At 74.3% G+C, this 17,285-nt stretch carries 13 protein-coding genes and 1 tRNA gene; 6 read left to right on the top strand and 8 right to left on the bottom strand.

Annotated elements, in window-relative coordinates; all coding sequences use genetic code 11:
* Positions 1-19: 19 nt before the first annotated feature.
* The 3 genes from mshC to FLM69_RS02445 all read right to left on the bottom strand — a co-directional run bounded on the left by mshC (position 20) and on the right by FLM69_RS02445 (position 2,474).
* Positions 20-1,288: a cysteine--1-D-myo-inosityl 2-amino-2-deoxy-alpha-D-glucopyranoside ligase gene (gene mshC / locus FLM69_RS02435; protein ID WP_141842903.1), complete on the bottom strand. Its 1,269-nt coding sequence runs from the start codon at positions 1,286-1,288 to the stop codon at positions 20-22.
* 64 nt (positions 1,289-1,352) lie between these two features.
* Positions 1,353-2,186: an undecaprenyl-diphosphate phosphatase gene (locus tag FLM69_RS02440; protein ID WP_036315183.1), complete on the bottom strand. Its 834-nt coding sequence runs from the start codon at positions 2,184-2,186 to the stop codon at positions 1,353-1,355.
* Positions 2,187-2,255: 69 nt separating this feature from the next.
* Entirely contained in the window at positions 2,256-2,474 is a 219-nt protein-coding gene (locus FLM69_RS02445; RefSeq protein ID WP_036315190.1) for a hypothetical protein, read from the bottom strand.
* Positions 2,475-2,567: 93 nt separating this feature from the next.
* Here FLM69_RS02445 and FLM69_RS02450 point away from each other — a divergent pair, with 93 nt between their 5' ends.
* On the top strand, positions 2,568-2,807 hold the full coding sequence (locus tag FLM69_RS02450; protein ID WP_010078677.1) for a DUF5703 family protein: 240 nt from the start codon (positions 2,568-2,570) through the stop codon (positions 2,805-2,807).
* Between the two features lie 52 nt (positions 2,808-2,859).
* Here the strand turns inward: FLM69_RS02450 and FLM69_RS02455 are convergent, their stop codons facing one another.
* Positions 2,860-4,185, bottom strand: a complete 1,326-nt coding sequence (locus FLM69_RS02455; protein WP_126860685.1) for a M20/M25/M40 family metallo-hydrolase — start codon at positions 4,183-4,185, stop codon at positions 2,860-2,862.
* Positions 4,186-4,301: 116 nt separating this feature from the next.
* Here FLM69_RS02455 and FLM69_RS02460 point away from each other — a divergent pair.
* Both FLM69_RS02460 and malQ read left to right on the top strand, forming a co-directional pair.
* A tRNA-Leu gene (locus FLM69_RS02460) sits at positions 4,302-4,385 on the top strand.
* Between the two features lie 84 nt (positions 4,386-4,469).
* Positions 4,470-7,979 carry a 4-alpha-glucanotransferase gene (gene malQ / locus FLM69_RS02465; protein WP_141842905.1) on the top strand — a complete coding sequence of 1,170 codons (3,510 nt, stop codon included), beginning with the start codon at positions 4,470-4,472 and terminating at the stop codon, positions 7,977-7,979.
* Between the two features lie 67 nt (positions 7,980-8,046).
* Here the strand turns inward: malQ and FLM69_RS02470 are convergent, their stop codons facing one another.
* Genes FLM69_RS02470 through FLM69_RS02480 form a run of 3 tightly spaced genes read right to left on the bottom strand, consistent with a single transcriptional unit; the run spans position 8,047 to position 11,668 of the window.
* The gene (locus FLM69_RS02470; RefSeq protein ID WP_141842907.1) at positions 8,047-8,940 is read right to left on the bottom strand and encodes a MaoC/PaaZ C-terminal domain-containing protein; all 894 of its coding nucleotides are present in this window, start codon (positions 8,938-8,940) and stop codon (positions 8,047-8,049) included.
* 2 nt (positions 8,941-8,942) lie between these two features.
* Entirely contained in the window at positions 8,943-10,292 is a 1,350-nt protein-coding gene (locus tag FLM69_RS02475; RefSeq protein ID WP_141842909.1) for a 3-oxoacyl-ACP reductase, read from the bottom strand.
* A 32-nt stretch (positions 10,293-10,324) separates the two neighbouring features.
* Positions 10,325-11,668 carry an acetyl-CoA C-acetyltransferase gene (locus FLM69_RS02480; protein ID WP_041103821.1) on the bottom strand — a complete coding sequence of 448 codons (1,344 nt, stop codon included), beginning with the start codon at positions 11,666-11,668 and terminating at the stop codon, positions 10,325-10,327.
* A gap of 119 nt (positions 11,669-11,787) precedes the next feature.
* On the opposite strand from FLM69_RS02480, the gene FLM69_RS02485 reads away from it, so the two are divergent.
* On the top strand, positions 11,788-12,501 hold the full coding sequence (locus tag FLM69_RS02485) for a TetR/AcrR family transcriptional regulator (RefSeq protein ID WP_141842911.1): 714 nt from the start codon (positions 11,788-11,790) through the stop codon (positions 12,499-12,501).
* Complete coding sequence (locus tag FLM69_RS02490; protein ID WP_141842912.1) at positions 12,498-14,621, top strand: acyl-CoA dehydrogenase; 2,124 nt, start codon at positions 12,498-12,500, stop codon at positions 14,619-14,621. The genes FLM69_RS02485 and FLM69_RS02490 overlap by 4 nt, the downstream gene beginning before the upstream one ends.
* A gap of 77 nt (positions 14,622-14,698) precedes the next feature.
* Here FLM69_RS02490 and glgA read toward each other — a convergent pair whose 3' ends face one another.
* Positions 14,699-15,895 (bottom strand): glycogen synthase, encoded by a 1,197-nt coding sequence (gene glgA, locus FLM69_RS02495; RefSeq protein ID WP_141842914.1) that lies wholly within the window; start codon positions 15,893-15,895, stop codon positions 14,699-14,701.
* A 113-nt stretch (positions 15,896-16,008) separates the two neighbouring features.
* Here glgA and glgC point away from each other — a divergent pair, with 113 nt between their 5' ends.
* Positions 16,009-17,253: a glucose-1-phosphate adenylyltransferase gene (glgC, locus tag FLM69_RS02500; RefSeq protein WP_069941300.1), complete on the top strand. Its 1,245-nt coding sequence runs from the start codon at positions 16,009-16,011 to the stop codon at positions 17,251-17,253.
* Positions 17,254-17,285: the final 32 nt, after the last annotated feature.

Genomic DNA, 17,285 nt, shown 5'->3' on the forward strand with positions numbered 1-17,285 from the left:
CCGGCCCCGCCCGGCGGGGTCAGCGCAGGCGCAGACCCAGCAGCGCCGCCACGACGTCGACCACCGGCACCGGATCGGCGGCGGCCTCGGCCAGGCCCGGCAGGGTACCGGCCGCCCATGCGTCGAGGGCCTCCAGCGCAAGGGGGGCGTCGAGGTCGTCCGAGAGCGCCGCGTGGACCGCGTCCAGCACGGCGACGCCGGCGGCGGCATGCGGTCCGTCCAGGGCGGCGCGCCAGCGGGCCACCCGCGCCTGGGCGTCGGCCAGCACCTGCTCGGACCACTCCCAGTCCGACCGGTAGTGGTGCGCGAGGATCGCCGCGCGGACGGCCACCGGCTCGACGCCCCGCGCCCGCAGGCGGGAGACGAGTTCGAGGTTGCCGAGGGACTTGGACATCTTCTCGCCGTCCAGGGCCACCATGCCGGTGTGCGCGTAGGTGTGCGCGAGCGGCAGGCCGTCGACGGCGGTGGCGTGCGCGGCGGAGAACTCGTGGTGCGGGAACCGCAGGTCGGAGCCGCCGCCCTGCACCGTGAACGGCGCCGGCAGGTGGGCCCGGGAGATCACGGAGCACTCGATGTGCCAGCCGGGCCGGCCGGAGCCGAGCGACCGACCGTCCCAGGCAGGCTCGCCCTCGCGGTGCACGCGCCACAGCAGCGGGTCCAGCGGGTCGCGCTTGCCGGGGCGGTCGGGATCGCCTCCCCGCTCCGGGAACACCGCGGCCATCTCGTCCAGGCCCATCGCGGAGACCTGTCCGAGGCGCCAGTCGGTCGCGGACTGGGCCGCGCGGACGTCGAAGTAGACGTCCCCGTCGGGTTCGCCGTCGCCGCCCGGCACGCGGTATGCCCGGCCCGCCGCCAGCATCGTCTCGACGGCGTCCACCACCAGGCCCACCGCCTCGGTCGCGCCGACGTAGTGGTCCGGGGCGAGCACCTCGAGGGCGGCCATGTCCGCACGGAACAGGTCGGTCTGCTCCTCGGCGAGCGCGCGCCAGTCGACGCCGGTCGCCTCGGCCCGCTCGAGCAGGGGGTCGTCCACGTCGGTCACGTTCTGGACGTAGGCGACCTCAAGACCGGCCGCGCGCCAGTAGCGGTGCAGCAGGTCGAAGGCCACATAGGTGCTCGCGTGGCCGAGATGCGTCGCGTCGTACGGGGTGATCCCGCAGACGTACAGCGAGGCGCGCTGCGCGTCGTTGCCCGGATGCCGAGTCCGTCCCGTGGCGGTGTCGTGCAGCCGCAGCCGGTCGGGGCGGCTCGGCACGGCGGGCGGGGCGGGGGTGCTCCAGGACTTCACGGGACTCCTCAGATCGGGGTGGTTCGGCGGTGCCGGGCCGCCATGCCCGGCGGCGGGAGCGGGCTCAGGCGCTGATGACGCCCGCGCCCAGCAGGGCGAACAGGACGCCGCCCAGGAGGATGCGGTACCAGACGAACGGCAGGTACGAGTTGGTGCTGATGAAGCGCATGAGCCAGGCGATGACCGCGTAGGCCACCACGAAGGCGATCGCGGTCGCGACCAGCGTCTCCCCCATGCCGTACGGGCCCTGCGTGCCGGGATCGGTGAGCGAGGTGTACAGCTTGTACAGGCCGGAGGCGAACACGGCGGGCACCGCCAGCAGGAACGCGTAGCGGGTGGCGGCGGGCCGGGTGTAGCCCATGGCCAGGCCGGCCGCGATGGTGCCGCCGGAGCGCGAGACGCCCGGGATCAGCGCGAGGGCCTGGGCCAGGCCGTAGAGGACGCCGTCCCGCACGGTGAGCTTCTCGAGCGGCTTGGTCTGACGGCCGAGCCGGTCCGCCAGGGCGAGCAGGACGCCGAACACGATGAGCATGGTCGCCGTGATCCACAGCGACCGGAACTCCGTGTCGATCCAGTCCTCCAGCAGCAGGCCCAGGACCGCGATCGGGATCGAGCCCACGATGATCAGCCAGCCCATGCGCGCATCGGGGTCCGAGTGCGGGATCCGCCCCGTGACCGCGGCGCACCACCGGCCGATGATGCGGGTGATGTCGCGCCAGAAGTAGATGAGGACCGCCAGCTCCGTGCCGAGCTGCGTGATGGCCGTGAAGGCCGCCCCCGGGTCGGTCGCGGAGGGCAGGAACTCGCCCACGATGCGGATGTGGGCGGAGGAGGAGATGGGCAGGAACTCCGTGAGGCCCTGCACCAGGCCCAGGATGATGGCTTCGATCCACGTCACGGAGGGTCACTGTACGCCACGGCCCCGGGTGGGAACCCGGGGCCGTGCGATCCGTCACGAGCAGGACGGTCAGTCGTCGTCGTCCTCGTCGTCGAAGAGGTCGAGCGGGGTGACCTCCTCGGTGTCCGCGTACAGGGCGTCCTCGTAGGCCTCGAAGGCGTCGGCCACGGCGAAGAAGGCGGCTTCGACGGCGGGGTCGTCCTCGCCCCGCTTGTTCTGCGCGGCCACGAGGTGTTCGTTCAGGGCGGTGGTGAGGGCCTCGAGGGCCATGCGGGCGTCAGAGCTCATGGGTGAACGGTAACCCGGTGGCCGGTGACGCGGCCAGGGGTGGGCCGTACGGGACCGGCCGCCGGACCCGACGCCGTCTGCCAGGATGGGCGGGTGCGTGAACAGCTGATGTCCTCGACCCTCGACGCGATCTCTCGCGGACAGAAGTGGGAGTACCTGGTGATGACGGTCGCCCCCCACGAGTCCCTCGCCGACGCCCGGCGGCGCCTCGTGGAGCACGCGGAGTACGGCCAATGGGAGCTGCAGCGCTCCGTGCACTACCGTGACGGGGCGCGCCGCTACTGGATGCGCCGCCGCGTGATGCGCGTGGCCTCGACCCTGCAGACCCTCTGAGGCGCGGGCGCGACGACGCCGCCCCGGCCGTCGTCGCCGCCCGCGGCCCGGATCAGCGCGGCTCCAGCATCCGCTCGAGCACCCGGCAGCCGAACTCGAGCGCGTCCACGGGCACCCGCTCGTCGATGCCGTGGAACAGGGACGTGAAGGCCAGGTCGGCGGGCAGGCGCATGGGCGCAAAGCCGTAGCCGGTGATGCCCAGCCGGGAGAGGGACTTGTTGTCCGTGCCCCCGCCGAGCATGAACGGCAGCACCTGGGCCTCGGGGTCCTCCGCCTGCAGCGCGGCGATCATCAGCTCCACCAGGTCCCCGGAGAAGGGGGTCTCCAGGGCGACGTCCCGGTGCTCGGGCGCGATGGTCACCTCGGGGCCGGCGAGCTCGGCGATCGTGGCGAGGGCGGACTCCTCCTCCCCGGGGATCAGGCGGACGTCCACGGTGCCGGTGGCCGAGGACGGGATGACGTTGTGCTTGTAGCCGGCGGTCAGCCCCGTCGGGTTGGACGAGGTGCGCAGGGTGCCGGCCACCCAGGACCGGGCCTGCCCGAGCGCGTCGAGCTGCGGCGTCGGGTCCGTCTCATCGAAGTCCACGCCCATGATCTCGGCCACCTGTTCGAGCAGCGCGCGCGTGGTCTTGGTGTACACGAGCGGCCACTCGTGCCCGCCGATGCGGGTCATGGCGCCGGCCAGCCGGGTGACCGCGTTGTCCGGGTGCGGGGCCGAGCCGTGCCCGGGGGCGCCCTCCGCGGTGAGGTTCAGCCAGGCGAGCCCCTTCTCCGCGGTCTGCACGAGGTAGGCGCGCGAGCCGTGCACCTCGGTGGAGAAGCCGCCCACCTCGGAGATCGCCTCGGTGCACCCGTCGAACACCTCGGGGTGGTGGTCCACGACCCAGCGTGCGCCGTAGACGCCGCCGGCCTCCTCGTCGGCGAAGAACGCGACCGTCAGGGGGCGCCGCGGCCGGCGGCCCGTGCGGGCCAGGTGCAGCAGCACCGCGAGCACCATGGCGTCCATGCCCTTCATGTCCACGGCGCCGCGCCCCCAGATCATGCCGTCCTTGAGCTCGGCGCCGAACGGGTCCACGCTCCACTCGTCCGCCTCGGCGGGGACCACGTCCGTGTGCCCGTGGATGACGAGCCCCGGCGCCTCCGGATCCCAGCCCGGCAGGTGCCCGACGACGGACACCCGGCCCGGCGCCGACTCGAAGAAGCGGGGGGTCATCCCCGCCTCGGCCATGAGCCGGGCGCAGTACTCCGCGGCCTCGGGCTCACCGACGGAGACGTTGCCCCCGCGGTTGGTCGTGTCGATCCGGATGAGGTCGCGGCAGATCTCCACGACGCGGTCCTCGGGGCGCGAGCGGGCGGGGTTCACGATGTTCTCGACCATGGTTTTGAGCCTAGCCCGAACCCGTGCTATCTTTCTCGAGTTGCCCGGAGCGGGACGGACCGGACAGGACCGGAACGCGGTGGGCGACGGAGCCTCTCCCAGGGCTCCACCGATGAGCGCGAGTGGCGGAATTGGTAGACGCGCAGCGTTGAGGTCGCTGTGTCCGCAAGGACGTGGGGGTTCAAGTCCCCCCTCGCGCACCGCTCGTCGAGCAGCAGGGCCCCGGTCGTCATGACCGGGGCCCTGCGTGTTCCCCGTCCGGGGTCCCCTCTAGAGTGGTGTCCGTGCGACGGCAGGCGCCGTCGGTGGAACCGCACGACGGCATGGAGGACCCGATGGCCCTGGAAGCCCCCGCACTGCTGCACCGGCTCGCGCGAGCCCACGGGGTGCAGCCCGAGTACGTCGGGCAGGACGGCTCGGCCCAGACCGTGCCGGACGAGGCCCTCGTGAAGGTGCTCGCCGCCCTCGGCGTGTCGGTCCGTCCGGACGGCGTCGCCGCCCTGGCCGAGGCGGTGGAGGAGGCGGAGACGGCCCCCTGGCGGGACGTGCTCCCGCCCACCGTGGCCGCCCGGTCCGGTCACCGCCTGTCCGTGCCGTGCCACGTGGCCGCGGGCGAGCCGGTCGTGGCCCGCGTGCACACGGAGGACGGGCGGACCCTCGAGGTGAGCGTGAGCGAGCCGGTGTCCGAGGTCCGCCTGGTCGACGGCGTCGAGCGCGAGCGCGTCCACGTGCAGATCCCCGCCGACCTCGCCCCGGGCTGGCACCGGCTGGAGGTGACCAGCGGCTCCGGCTCCACCGCCTCCGCGGTCCTGGTCTGCGCCCCGTCCCGGCTGAGCACGGCGCGTCCCTTCCTCGAGCGCCGCGGCTGGGGCGCGGCCGCGCAGGGCTACTCGGTGACCTCGGCGGATTCGTGGGGCATCGGCGACGCGGCGGACATGGCGTCCCTGGCCGAGATCGTCGCCCGGCACGGCGCCGACTTCCTGCTGCTGCACCCCCTGCACGCGGTCGAGCCCGGCCCCCATCCGGCGGACTCGCCCTACTCCCCCGTCTCCCGTCGGTTCCTCTCGGCGCTGGTCGTGCACGTGCCCTCGATCCCCGAGTTCGCCGACCTGCCCGCCGCGGAGCAGGCGGAGCTGCGGTCGGCCGGCGCCCGCGTCCAGGCGGAGCTGGAGCGCACCGGCCGGATCGACCGGGCCGCCGTCGCCGCCGTCCTGTGGCCCGCGCTGCGCCGCGTGCACGAGGTGCCCCGCTCCCCCGAGCGCGAGGCCGCCTACGCGCGGTTCCGCGCCGAGGCCGGCCCGGGCCTGGACGACTTCGCCCTCTGGTCCGTCCTGCGCCTGGACGGCGACGGCACCGGGCCCGATCTCGCCGACCCGGCCTGGGCGCCGGGCGGGGTCGAGGCCGAGCGGGTCCGCGTCGAACGCGCGACCGACGTCGACCTGCACCGCTGGGTGCAGTGGATCGCCGCCGAGCAGCTCGCCGGCGTGCAGGAGCGGGCCCGGTCGGCCGGCATGCGCATGGGCGTCATGGTGGACCTGGCGGTCGGGGCGACCCGCGAGACCGCGGACGCGTGGATGCTCGGGGACGTGCTGGTGCCGACCATGTCCGTCGGCGCGCCGCCGGAGCTGTTCAACCAGCTGGGCCAGGACTGGTCGCAGCATCCCTGGCATCCGCGCCGTCTGGCCGAGACCGGCTACGCCGCGTTCCGGGACATGCTGCGCACCGTGCTGCGCGGCGCGGGCGGCATCCGCATGGACCACGTCCTGGGGCTGTTCCGCCTGTGGTGGATCCCGGAGGGCGCCGGCGCCACCCAGGGCGCGTACGTCGAGTACGACCACGAGGCGATGCTCGCCGTGCTCACGCTCGAGGCCGAGCGGGCCGGCGTCGTCGTGGTGGGCGAGGACCTCGGCACCTTCGAGCCGTGGGTGCAGCGCCGCCTGGCCGAGGCCGGCGTGCTCGGCACGTCGATCCTCTGGTTCGAGCAGGAGGACGGCGAGCCCACCCCGCCGGAGCGCTACCGGCGGCTGGCCATGGCGGCGGTGAACACGCACGACCTGCCGCCCACGGCCGGCTACCTCGAGGGCGTCCAGGTGGACCTGCGCGAACGGCTGGGCCTCTACACCGTGGACGTCGCCCAGGAACGCCGGCGGTCGGCGGAGGAGGTGCGCGCCTTCCTCGCCGCCGCGGCCCGGCGCGGGCTGCTCGCCGAGGCGGACGTGGACGTCCCCGAGGCCGGCCCCGAGGTGCGGGAACGCCAGATCGTGGCCCTGCACCGCCTGCTCGCGCAGGCGCCCTCGGCCCTGCACAGCGTGGCGCTCGTGGACGCCGTGGGCGAGCGGCGCATCCAGAACCAGCCCGGCACCCTCCAGGACCAGTACCCGAACTGGACCGTACCCCTCGGCGACGGCGCCGGACGGATGGTCTCCGTCGAGGACCTGGCGGACTCGGCGTCGGCGGCCCGGCTGTTCGACGCCGTGGACGCCGAACTGCGCGCGTCCGTGCCGGTGGGGATCGGGGTCAGCCTGCACACCTCCCCCCTGGCCCAGCCCGGCCGCGGCGACGCCGGCGGCATGAACGTCTACGTGCGGCAGGCCGCCGTGGCCCTGGCCCGCCGGGGCGTGCGGATGATCCTGCTGACCCGGGCGGAGGAGCCGGTGGGAGCGGATGGCGCACGGGTCCGGATGGTGGACGCCGGCGGGCAGGCCCCGCCGGTCACGGTCGTGGACCTCGCCGCCGGGCCGTCCGCTCCCGTGCCCAAGGAGGAGCTGGCGGGACTCGGCGCCGAGTTCACCCGCGCGGCCCTGGACTGGCTCGCCTCGGACGCCGTGCCGGGCGGTCCCGTCCTCGGTGGCGCGGACGCCCCGCCCGTCGCGTTCGTGCACGGCCACTACTGGCTCTCCGGGTCCACCGCCGCGGCGCTGGCGCGGGCGGCCCACGCCCCGTACCTGCAGACCATGCACACCACGGCGGCGGCGAAGATGCTCGAGGACCCCGAGCTGCGCGAGCCGGACGCCCGGGTCGAGGCCGAACGCGGAATCGTCGAGCGGGCCGACCTGCTCGTGGTCAACTCCGCCGCCGAGGTCGCCGACCTGCGCGAGCTGCTGGACGTGCCCCGCGCCCGCACCCGGGTGCTGCCCCCCGGGGCCGACCTCGAGACGTTCACGCCGGACGGCGCCGCGCAGTGGCCGGGCGCGCCGGAGGACGACGGGGCCCTGCGCGTCCTGTTCGCCGGTCGCGTGCAGCGTCACAAGGGCCCGCACCTGCTCGTGTCCGCCCTCGGGGTGCTGCGCGAGCGGGCCGGTGGCGCGGGCGTCGACCCGGGCGTGCGCCTGCATGTGAACGGGGCCGCCTCGGGGGACAACGGACTGGACCTGGCGGGACTGGCCGCGCGGGAGGGGGTCGCCGACCTGGTGACGTTCTCCGGGCCGGTGCCCGCGCCTGCCCTGGCCGCCCAGTTCCGGGCGGCGGACGTCGTGGCGATGCCGAGCGCGTCCGAGACCTACGGCCTGGTCGCCCTCGAGGCACAGGCCTGCGGCACGCCCGTGCTGGCGCACCGGGTCGGCGGACTGGTCTACGCGGTCCTCGACGGCGTGTCCGGCCGCCACGTGACGGCAGGCACCCCCGAGGCGTGGGCCGAGGCCCTGGCCGAGATCCTGGCGGATCGTGATGCCTGGGCGGCACTGGGGACCGGCGCCGTGCGCCACGCCGCCGGTCACTCGTGGGAGGCCTACGCGGACGGGCTGCTCGAGGCCGTCGCCGCCGTGCCGCGGCGGTCGCCCGGGCTGGACGCCTGACCGCCCGAACGCACCGGCCCGCCGAGACAGCGAGTCTCGGTGGGCCGGTGCGCGGGCCCGGTGGCCGTCAGGACTCGAGCGGAGTGATCTCCCCGGAGAAGTGCGGGCGCCGGCGCCGCGCATCCCAGCCGTACACGCGCGTGCCGCCGTCGGGCCCGGGCTCGTAGCGGACGGCCACGGTGGTCGGCAGCACGACGGGCGCCTCGAAGTCGATGTGCCAGCGGAACCCGGCGCCGGCCGGCTCACGGCCCTCGAGCATCCGGGCGGCCAGGAACATCCCGTGGGCGATCGCGCCCTTCATGCCGAACAGTCGAGCCGAGACGCCCGTCAGGTGGATCGGGTTCCAGTCCCCGGAGACGCCCGCGTACCGGCGCCCGGCCCCCGTGCCGAAGCGCCACTGGGCGGTCGGCGTCGGGGGCACGAAGTCCGGGCGGGCGGGCCGCTCGGGACGCAGGCCGGAGAGGTGGACGCCCTTGGCGAGGTACCGGGAGACGCCCTCCCACAGCAGTGCCTCCTCGCCGTCGTCGCCGGGCCCCTCGACGGTCACGACGACGTCCACGGCGGTGCCCGCGTGGTGCGGGACGAGACCCACCGCACGTGCGGTGACGCGCAGGGCGGTCTCCGCCGCGACGGGCCGGTGGTGCAGGACGGTGTTGCTCAGGTGCACCAGCCCGGGCAGGGGCAGCGGGAACTCGGGGTCGGCCATCAGCTCCATGGCCGCGCCGAACACCTGGGTGTGCACCAGGACCGAGGGCAGGTCCGCCGGATTGGCGGACCCGACGGCCCCGCGCCACGCGGTCACGGCCTCGGCCGGGATGCGGTGGCCGGTCACGACCACCTGACGGTCCGGGAGCTCGCGGGGACGGCGCCGACGGACGACGGCGTCCGTGGCGGCCCGCCCGGCGGCCCGGACGTAGAGCCGGCCGAGGGAGGGCGGGGCGGACAGCTGCGTGGTCTGCATCCTCACGCCCCCAGCTTCGACTGGCCGCAGACCCGCAGTGTGGCCCCGTTGGTGCCGCCGGCGGCGTCCGAGGCGAGCCAGGCCACCGTCTCGGCCACGTCCTGCGGCAGGCCGCCCTGCTGCAGCGCGTTGAGCCGCCGGCCCACCTCGCGCGTGGCGAGCGGGATCTTCGCGGTCATCTCGGTCTCGATGAAGCCCGGGGCCACCGCGTTGATCGTGCCCCCGCGGGCCGCGAGGACCGGGGCGGACGCCGCAGTCAGGCCGATGACCCCGGCCTTCGAGGCCGCGTAGTTCGTCTGGCCGCGGTTGCCCGCGATGCCGGAGATGGAGGCCAGGCCCACGATGCGCAGCCCCTGACCCGCCACGTCCCGGGCGTCCTCGGCGAGGAAGGCCTCGTTCATGGCCAGCTGGGCCGTGGTGTTCACGGCGAGGACGGAGTCCCAGCGCGCGGCGTCCATGTTGGCCAGCATCCGGTCCCGGGTGATCCCGGCGTTGTGCACCACCACGTCCATCCGGCCGTGCCGGGTGCGGCAGTGCTCGAGGATGCGCGCGCCGGCGTCCGGCGCCGTGATGTCCAGGGCGAGCGCGGTGCCGCCCACCTCGTTCACGACCTCGGCCAGCGCCTCGCCCGCCGCCGGGACGTCCACGCCGACGACGGCGGCCCCGTCGCGGGCGAGCGTCCGCACGATGGCGGCGCCGATGCCGCGGGCGGCGCCCGTGACCACGGCGACCTTGCCGGCCAGCGGGCGCGCCGCGTCGGCGGGGATCGCGCCGTCGGCGGTGGCGACGGGCACGAACTGGCCGGAGACGTACGCCGCGCGACCGGAGAGCAGGAACGCCAGCGCGCCGGCCGCACCGGGGGCGGTGAGCGGCACGCCCTCGCCCAGGACCAGGCCGTTGGCCGTGCCGCCGCGGCGCATCTCGTGCGCGATGGAGCGGGTCAGGCCCGTGACGCCCTGGCGGGCGGCGCGCAGGGTCGGGTCCGTGGCGGCCTCGGGGTCCTCGAACACCGTCACCACGCGCGAGGAGGAGCCCAGCGAGCGCAGCGCGCCGCCGATCTCCAGTGCCACCGCGCCGAGGTCCGAGGGCGTGGCGACCCCGTCGAAGCACGCGACGATCGCCGCGTGGCGGGCGCCCTCCCGGGGGGCGTCGGCGACCTCGAGGCCCCACGAGGCCAAGAGGGTGCGGGCGTCCTCGGCTGCGGGGGTAGTGCCCAGGACGAGCACGGAGCCGGGCAGCACGGGGTCGCCGGGGGTGTGCCGGCGCAGCTCGACGGGCTGAGGCAGGCCCAGGGCGCCGGTGAGGCGGCGGCCCAGGGGCGAGGCGACGAAGGTGCCGTAACGGTCGGTCATGGTCGGTCCTCTCGGGTCGGGTCGGTCGGGGCTCAGCGGCCGCGGAGCAGGGCGACGATGCCCTGGCCGCCGGCGGCACAGACGGAGATGAGGCCGAGGGAGCCCTCCCCCTTCTCGTGCAGCATCTTGGCCAGCAGGGCGACGATGCGGCCGCCGGTCGCGGCGAAGGGGTGGCCGGCCGCCAACGAGGAGCCGTGCACGTTGAGCCGGGCGCGGTCCACCGAGCCCAGCGCACCCGGCAGCCCGAGGCGCTCGCGGCAGTACTCCTCGTCCTCCCAGGCGGCGAGGGTGGACAGGACGGTGCCGGCGAACGCCTCGTGGATCTCCACGAAGTCGAGGTCGTCGAGGGTGAGCCCGTGCCGGGCCAGCAGGCGCGGGACGGCGTAGGCGGGGGCCATGAGCAGGCCCTCGTGCCCGTCGACGAAGTCCACGGCGGCGTTCTCCATGTCCACGAACTCGGCGAGCACGGGAAGCCCACGCTCGGCGGCCCACTCCTCGGAGGAGAGCAGCACCGCGGAGGCGCCGTCGGTGAGCGGGGTGGAGTTGGCGGCCGTCATGGTCGCCTCGTCCCCCAGCTGGCGACCGAACGCGGGCTTCAGGCCGGCCAGCTTCTCCGGCGTGGAGTCGGGGCGGAGGTTGTTGTCGCGGGCCAGGCCGTGGAACGGGGTCACCAGATCGTCCATGTACCCGGCGGCGTACGCGGCGCCGAGGTTCCGGTGGGAGGCCGCGGCGAGCTCGTCCTGGGCCTGACGGGTGATGCCCCACTTGTGGGTGGTCAGGGCCTGGTGCTCGCCCATGGACATGCCGGTGCGCGGCTCGCCTGCGCCGGCCGGCTCGGGCACGAGCTGCCCGGGGCGCAGCTGGGCGAGGGCGCGCAGGCGGTCCTTCGTGGTCTTGGCGGTGTTGAGCTGCAGCAGCACGCGGCGCGCACCGTCGGAGAGCGAGACGGGGGCGTCCGAGATCGAGTCCACGCCGCCGCCGATGGCGGAGTCGAGCTGGCCGAGCCGGATCTTGTTGGCCAGGGTGCCCAGGGCCTCCATGCCGGTGGCGCAGGCCACCTGGACGTCGGCGGCGGGGGTCGCGGCGGAGAGCGCGGAGCCCAGGACGGCCTCGCGGGTGAGGTTGAAGTTGCGCGGGTGCTTGAGGACGGCGCCGGCGGTGACCTGACCGAGGCGCTCGCCCTGGAGCCCGAACCGCGCGACGAGGCCGTCGAGCGTGGCCGTGAGCATCTCCTGGTTCCCGACCTCGGCGTAGGCGGTGTTGGCACGGGCGAACGGGATGCGGTTGCCGCCCAGGATGACGGCGGGGCGCAGCGCTCCGCCGGCGACGGCGGGGCGGGAGGCGGTCTCGGACGCGGGGGTCTCGTGGTGGGTCATGACGGTCCTCTCGACGGCGGGCCCGCCGCCGACGCGGCGGGGGGCGTTTCCACCCCGGACGATACGGACGTCGGCGGGGTGGGTGACTGTGACCCACAGTACCTGATACGCTCGGTTTCGTGAACACCGTCACGTCCACCGCCCGGGACGGTCGCAGCGTCCGCTGGGACCGGCACCGCGCCGAGCGCCGTCTGGAACTGGTCCGGGCCGCCCGGTCGGCCGTGCACGTCCTGGGCGCACACGCCTCGATGGAGGAGATCGCGTCCCACGCGGGCACCTCCAAGACCGTCTACTACCGCTACTTCGGCGACCGCGAGGGCCTGCGCCTGGCGGTGTCCGAGCGGGTCACCGCCCACATGGAGCGCCGCCTGCTCGAGGTCGCGGACGAACCGGTCTCCGAGCCCGAGGCGCTGCGTCGCATGGTCGAGGTGTACCTCACGGTCGCGGCGACGTCGCCCGAGGTGTACGCGTTCGCCGTGGCCCCGTCCCCCGCCACGGCCGAGGCCCCTGTGCTGGGTCCGTTCCTCGAGCGCGTCTACGCCGTGCTCGAGTCGGGCCTGGCGCGCGGGATGGCCGCGCGGGGCCACGCCCCGGCCCCGGCGGACCCGCTCGCCCTGTGGCCGCGCGCCGCCGTCGGCCTCGTCCGGGCCGCCGCCGAGACCTGGCTGCGAACCCCGGCCGCCGGTCGCATCCCGGTCGAGACGATGGCCCGCGCCATCGCCGACTGGCTGCTCACCGGCCTCATCGGCGCCGCGCCCGGCGCCTCCCTCGAACCCGCGGCGGCGGACGCCGACCGTGCCCGCCCCCACTCACGAACAGGAGCATCGTCATGACCGTCCACGAGAAGCTCGCCCCCCAGTCCCCGACGCACAGCACCGAGGTCCCCTCCGACGTCGCCGAGATCGCGCCCGAGCGGCCGACGCCCGGCTCCCTCGACGCCGCGGCCCTCGAGGAGGCACTCCTCGGCCGCTGGGCCGCGGAGCGCCGCGAATCCCGCGAACTGGCCAAGGACCCCGCCGTGTGGCGCGACCCGCTGCTCGGCATGGACGAGCACCGCGCCCGCGTCCTGCGGCAGCTGGGCGTCCTCGTGGAGCGCAACGCGGTCCACCGTGCCTTCCCGCGCGAGTTCGGCGGCGAGGACAACCACGGCGGCAACATCTCCGCCTTCGGGGACCTCGTGCTGGCCGACCCCTCCCTGCAGATCAAGGCCGGTGTGCAGTGGGGCCTGTTCAGCTCGGCGATCCTGCACCTGGGCACCGCCGAGCACCACCGTCGGTGGCTGCCGGGGGCGATGGACCTGAGCGTCCCGGGCGCCTTCGCCATGACCGAGATCGGGCACGGCTCGGACGTCGCCTCGATCGCCACGACCGCCACGTACGACGAGGCGACCCAGGAGTTCGTCATCCACACCCCGTTCAAGGGCGCCTGGAAGGACTACCTCGGCAACGCCGCGCTGCACGGCAGGGCGGCCACGGTCTTCGCGCAGCTGATCACCCGGGGCGTCAACCACGGCGTGCACTGCTTCTACGTCCCCATCCGGGACGAGGAGGGTGCCTTCCTGCCCGGCGTGGGCGGCGAGGACGACGGCCTCAAGGGCGGACTGAACGGCATCGACAACGGCCGCCTGCACTTCACCCAGGTCCGCATCCCGCGCACCAACCTCCTCAACCGCTACGGCGACGTGGCGGAGGACGGGACCTACTCCTCGCCCATCGCCTCCCCCGGGCGTCGCTTCTTCACGATGCTCGGCACGCTCGTCCAGGGCCGCGTCTCCCTGTCCCTCGCCGCCACCACGGCCTCCTTCCTCGGCCTGCACGGTGCGCTGGCCTACGCGGAGCAGCGCCGCCAGTTCAACGCCTCCGACCCGCAGCGGGAGGAGGTGCTGCTGGACTACCAGAACCACCAGCGCCGCCTCATCGACCGCCTCGCCCGCGCCTACGCGGACGCCTTCGCCTCCAACGAGCTCGTCGAGAAGTTCGACGACGTCTTCTCCGGCCGCTCCGACACGGACGTGGACCGGCAGGAGCTCGAGACGCTCGCCGCGGCCGTGAAGCCGCTGACCACGTGGCACGCCCTGGACACCCTGCAGGAGGCCCGCGAGGCGTGCGGCGGCGCCGGGTTCCTCGCCGAGAACCGGGTGGCCCAGATGCGTGCCGACCTGGACGTGTACGTCACGTTCGAGGGCGACAACACGGTGCTCCTGCAGCTGGTGGGCAAGCGTCTGCTGACCGACTACTCGAAGGAGTTCGGACGTCTCAATGTGGGCGCCCTCTCCCGCTACGTGGTCCATCAGGCCTCGGACGCCCTCCACCGTGCGGGCCTGCACAAGGTCGTCCAGTCCGTGGCCGACGGCGGGTCCGAGCGCCGCTCCGCGAACTGGTTCAAGGACCCCGCCGTGCAGCATGAGCTGCTCACCGAGCGCGTCCGCGCCAAGACCGCCGACGTCGCCGGCACCCTCTCGGGGGCCCGGGGCAAGGGCCAGGCGGCTCAGGCGGAGGCGTTCAACACGCGCCAGCACGAGCTCATCGAGGCCGCCCGCAACCACGGCGAGCTGCTGCAGTGGGAGGCCTTCACCCGCGCCCTGGACGGCATCACGGATGAGACCACGAAGACTGTCCTGACGTGGCTGCGCGACCTCTTCGCGCTGCGCCTCATCGAGGACGACCTCGGCTGGTTCGTGGCCCACGGCCGCGTCTCGAGCCAGCGCGCCCGGGCCCTGCGCGGCTACGTCAACCGGCTCGCCGAGCGGCTGCGCCCCTTCGCCCTCGAGCTCGTCGAGGCGTTCGGCCTCGAGCCCGAGCACCTGCGCATGGCGGTGGCCACGGACGCCGAGACCCAGCGCCAGGAGGAGGCCCACGCCTGGTTCACGGCCCGCCGGGCCGCCGGCGAGGAGCCGGAGGACGAGAAGGCCGTGCGCGCCCGCGAGAAGGCGGCGCGGGGTCGCCGCGGCTGACCGCGACCGTCCCCCGGACGCACACGGGCCCCCGTCACCTCGCGGTGGCGGGGGCCCGTCTGCGTGGCCGGGCGGGCTCAGCGCAGCACGGCCTCGTAGACCTCGATCGTGCGCTCCGCGATGGTCTCCCACGAGAAGTGCTCGATCGCACGGGCCCGGCCGGCCTCACCCATCGCACGGGCGCGCTCCGGGTCCTCCACGACGCGGGTGAGCGCGGCCGCGAAGTCGGCGGCGAACCCCTCCTCGTCCACGGGCGCCCCCGTGCCGTCGTCGACCTGCTCGAAGGGGACGAGCAGGCCGGTCTCGCCGTCCTGCACGACCTCCGGGATGCCGCCCACGGCGGAGGCGACGACGGCGGTGCCGCACGCCATCGCCTCGAGGTTGACGATGCCCAGCGGCTCATAGACCGAGGGGCAGGCGAACACGGTGGCGGCCGTGAGGATCTCCATCACCTCGTGGCGCGGGATCATCCCCTCGATCACGACGACGCCCTGGCGGGTGCGCCGCAGCTCGGCGATCAGCCCGTTGACCTCGTGCGCCAGCTCCGCGGTGTCCGGGGCGCCGACGCACAGCACGAGCTGGACGTCCTCCGGCAGCCGCAGGGCCGCACGGAGCAGGTGCGGCACGCCCTTCTGGCGCGTGATGCGGCCGACGAACGCGACGGAGGGCTTGTCCGGGTCGATCCCGTGCTTCTCCAGTGCGGCGGTGCCGGTCTGCGGGGTCCAGACCTGCGTGTCGATGCCGTTGTGGACCGTGTGCACCTTCGCCGGGTCCACGTCCGGGTAGCAGGCCAGGATGTCCCGGCGCATGCCGTCCGAGACCGCGATGACCGCGTCCGCCCCGAGGTAGGCCGTGCGCTCGGCCCAGCTGGACAGGGCGTAGCCGCCGCCGAGCTGCTCCGCCTTCCAGGGGCGCAGCGGCTCGAGGGAGTGCGCGGAGAGGACGTGGGGGGCCTCGTGCAGGAGCTTGCCGAGGTGGCCGGCCAGGTTGGCGTACCAGGTGTGGGAGTGGATGACGTCGGCGCCCTCGAGGTCGCCGAGGATCGTGAGGTCGGTGGCCAGGGTCTGCACGGCCCCGTTGGCGGCGTCGAACCCGGGCGGGTTCGGGTACGTGAGGACGCGCGCCCCGTGGTAGTCGGGGTCGCGCGGCTCGCCGAAGGCGTGCACCCGGACGTCGGCACGGGAGGCCAGGACACGGGTCAGCTCGGCGACGTGGACGCCGGCACCGCCGTAGATGGACGGGGGGAACTCTTTGCTCACGATGTCGATGCGCACGCCCCCAACCTAGTTCAGCCCGGCGGGGGTCGATAGTCTGGCGGCACGGATGCCCCGCACGCCCAGAGCACGCGTGCGGGTCGCGACGACCCGGCTCACGAGGAGTGACGCAGATGGTGCAGAAGAAGGTCCTCTCGGTCGTGCTGGCGGGCGGTGAGGGCAAGCGCCTGATGCCGCTGACGGCCGACCGCGCCAAACCGGCCGTCCCGTTCGGCGGCACGTACCGCCTCATCGACTTCGCGCTCTCCAACCTGGTCAACAGCCGGTACCGCGAGATCGTGGTGCTGACGCAGTACAAGTCGCACTCGCTGGACCGCCACATCTCCGAGACGTGGCGGATGTCCACGCTGCTGAACAACTACGTGGCCTCCGTGCCGGCGCAGCAGCGCCGGGGCAAGGACTGGTTCACGGGCAGCGCGAACGCCATCTACCAGTCCATGAACCTGATCCACGACGCACGGCCGGACATCGTCGTCGTCATCGGCGCGGACCACGTCTACCACATGGACTTCCAGCAGATGGTGGACCAGCACATCGCCTCGGGCGCCAAGGCGACCGTGGCCGCGGTGCGCCAGCCGCTCGAGCTGGCCTCCTCGTTCGGGGTGATCGAGACGGACCCGCAGGACAGGACGCGGATCTCGGCGTTCGTGGAGAAGCCGGAGACGACCCCCGGCCTGCCGGACGACCCCACGCAGTTCCTGGCGTCGATGGGCAACTACGTGTTCGACACGGACGCCCTCGTGGCGGCGCTGAACCAGGACGAGGAGAACCCCGAGTCGAACAACGACATGGGCGGGGACATCATCCCGCTGTTCGTGGAGCGCGGCGAGGCCGGGGTGTACGACTTCACCGCCAACGAGGTGCCCGGCGGCACGGCCGGCAAGCACTACTGGCGGGACGTCGGCACCCTGGACTCCTACTACGACGCGCACATGGACCTGGTGCAGCCGTGGCCGGAGTTCAACCTCTACAACCGCGAGTGGCCGCTCTACACCCGCCAGTCCGTCTCCCCGCCCGCCAAGCTCGTGCGCTCGTCCACCCGCCGCCCCGGCTCGGCGAACGACTCGATCCTCTCCCAGGGCGTGGTCATCTCCGGCGGCACCGTGGCCCAGTCCGTGCTCTCCACGGACGTGCGCGTGCACAACGAGGCGTGGGTGGAGCAGTCGGTGCTGCTGGACTCCGTCGTGATCGGCGAGGGGGCCCACGTGCGCAACGCGATCCTGGACAAGAACGTGGTCGTGCCCCCGGGCGCGCGCATCGGCTTCGACCGGGCGGAGGACGAGGCGAACGGCTACACCGTGACAGAATCCGGGCTGACGGTGCTCTCCAAGGGCCAGCCCGTCCCGACGCCGCACTGACGCGGCCCCGGGCCGCCGGCCCCGGACCACCG

Origin of the sequence: Micrococcus sp. R8502A1, assembly GCF_006704135.1 — a bacterium.
Lineage (GTDB): Bacteria > Actinomycetota > Actinomycetes > Actinomycetales > Micrococcaceae > Micrococcus > Micrococcus luteus.

Excerpts from the sequence above, each read along its gene's own strand:
- FLM69_RS02445 (WP_036315190.1), bottom strand. The coding sequence starts at position 2,474 with ATGAGCTCTGACGCCCGCATGGCCCTCGAGGCCCTCACCACCGCCCTG.
- FLM69_RS02455 (WP_126860685.1), bottom strand. The coding sequence starts at position 4,185 with ATGGTCGAGAACATCGTGAACCCCGCCCGCTCGCGCCCCGAGGACCGC.
- FLM69_RS02470 (WP_141842907.1), bottom strand. The coding sequence starts at position 8,940 with ATGCAGACCACGCAGCTGTCCGCCCCGCCCTCCCTCGGCCGGCTCTAC.
- FLM69_RS02475 (WP_141842909.1), bottom strand. The coding sequence starts at position 10,292 with ATGACCGACCGTTACGGCACCTTCGTCGCCTCGCCCCTGGGCCGCCGC.
- FLM69_RS02480 (WP_041103821.1), bottom strand. The coding sequence starts at position 11,668 with ATGACCCACCACGAGACCCCCGCGTCCGAGACCGCCTCCCGCCCCGCC.
- FLM69_RS02490 (WP_141842912.1), top strand. The coding sequence starts at position 12,498 with ATGACCGTCCACGAGAAGCTCGCCCCCCAGTCCCCGACGCACAGCACC.
- glgC (WP_069941300.1), top strand. The coding sequence starts at position 16,009 with ATGGTGCAGAAGAAGGTCCTCTCGGTCGTGCTGGCGGGCGGTGAGGGC.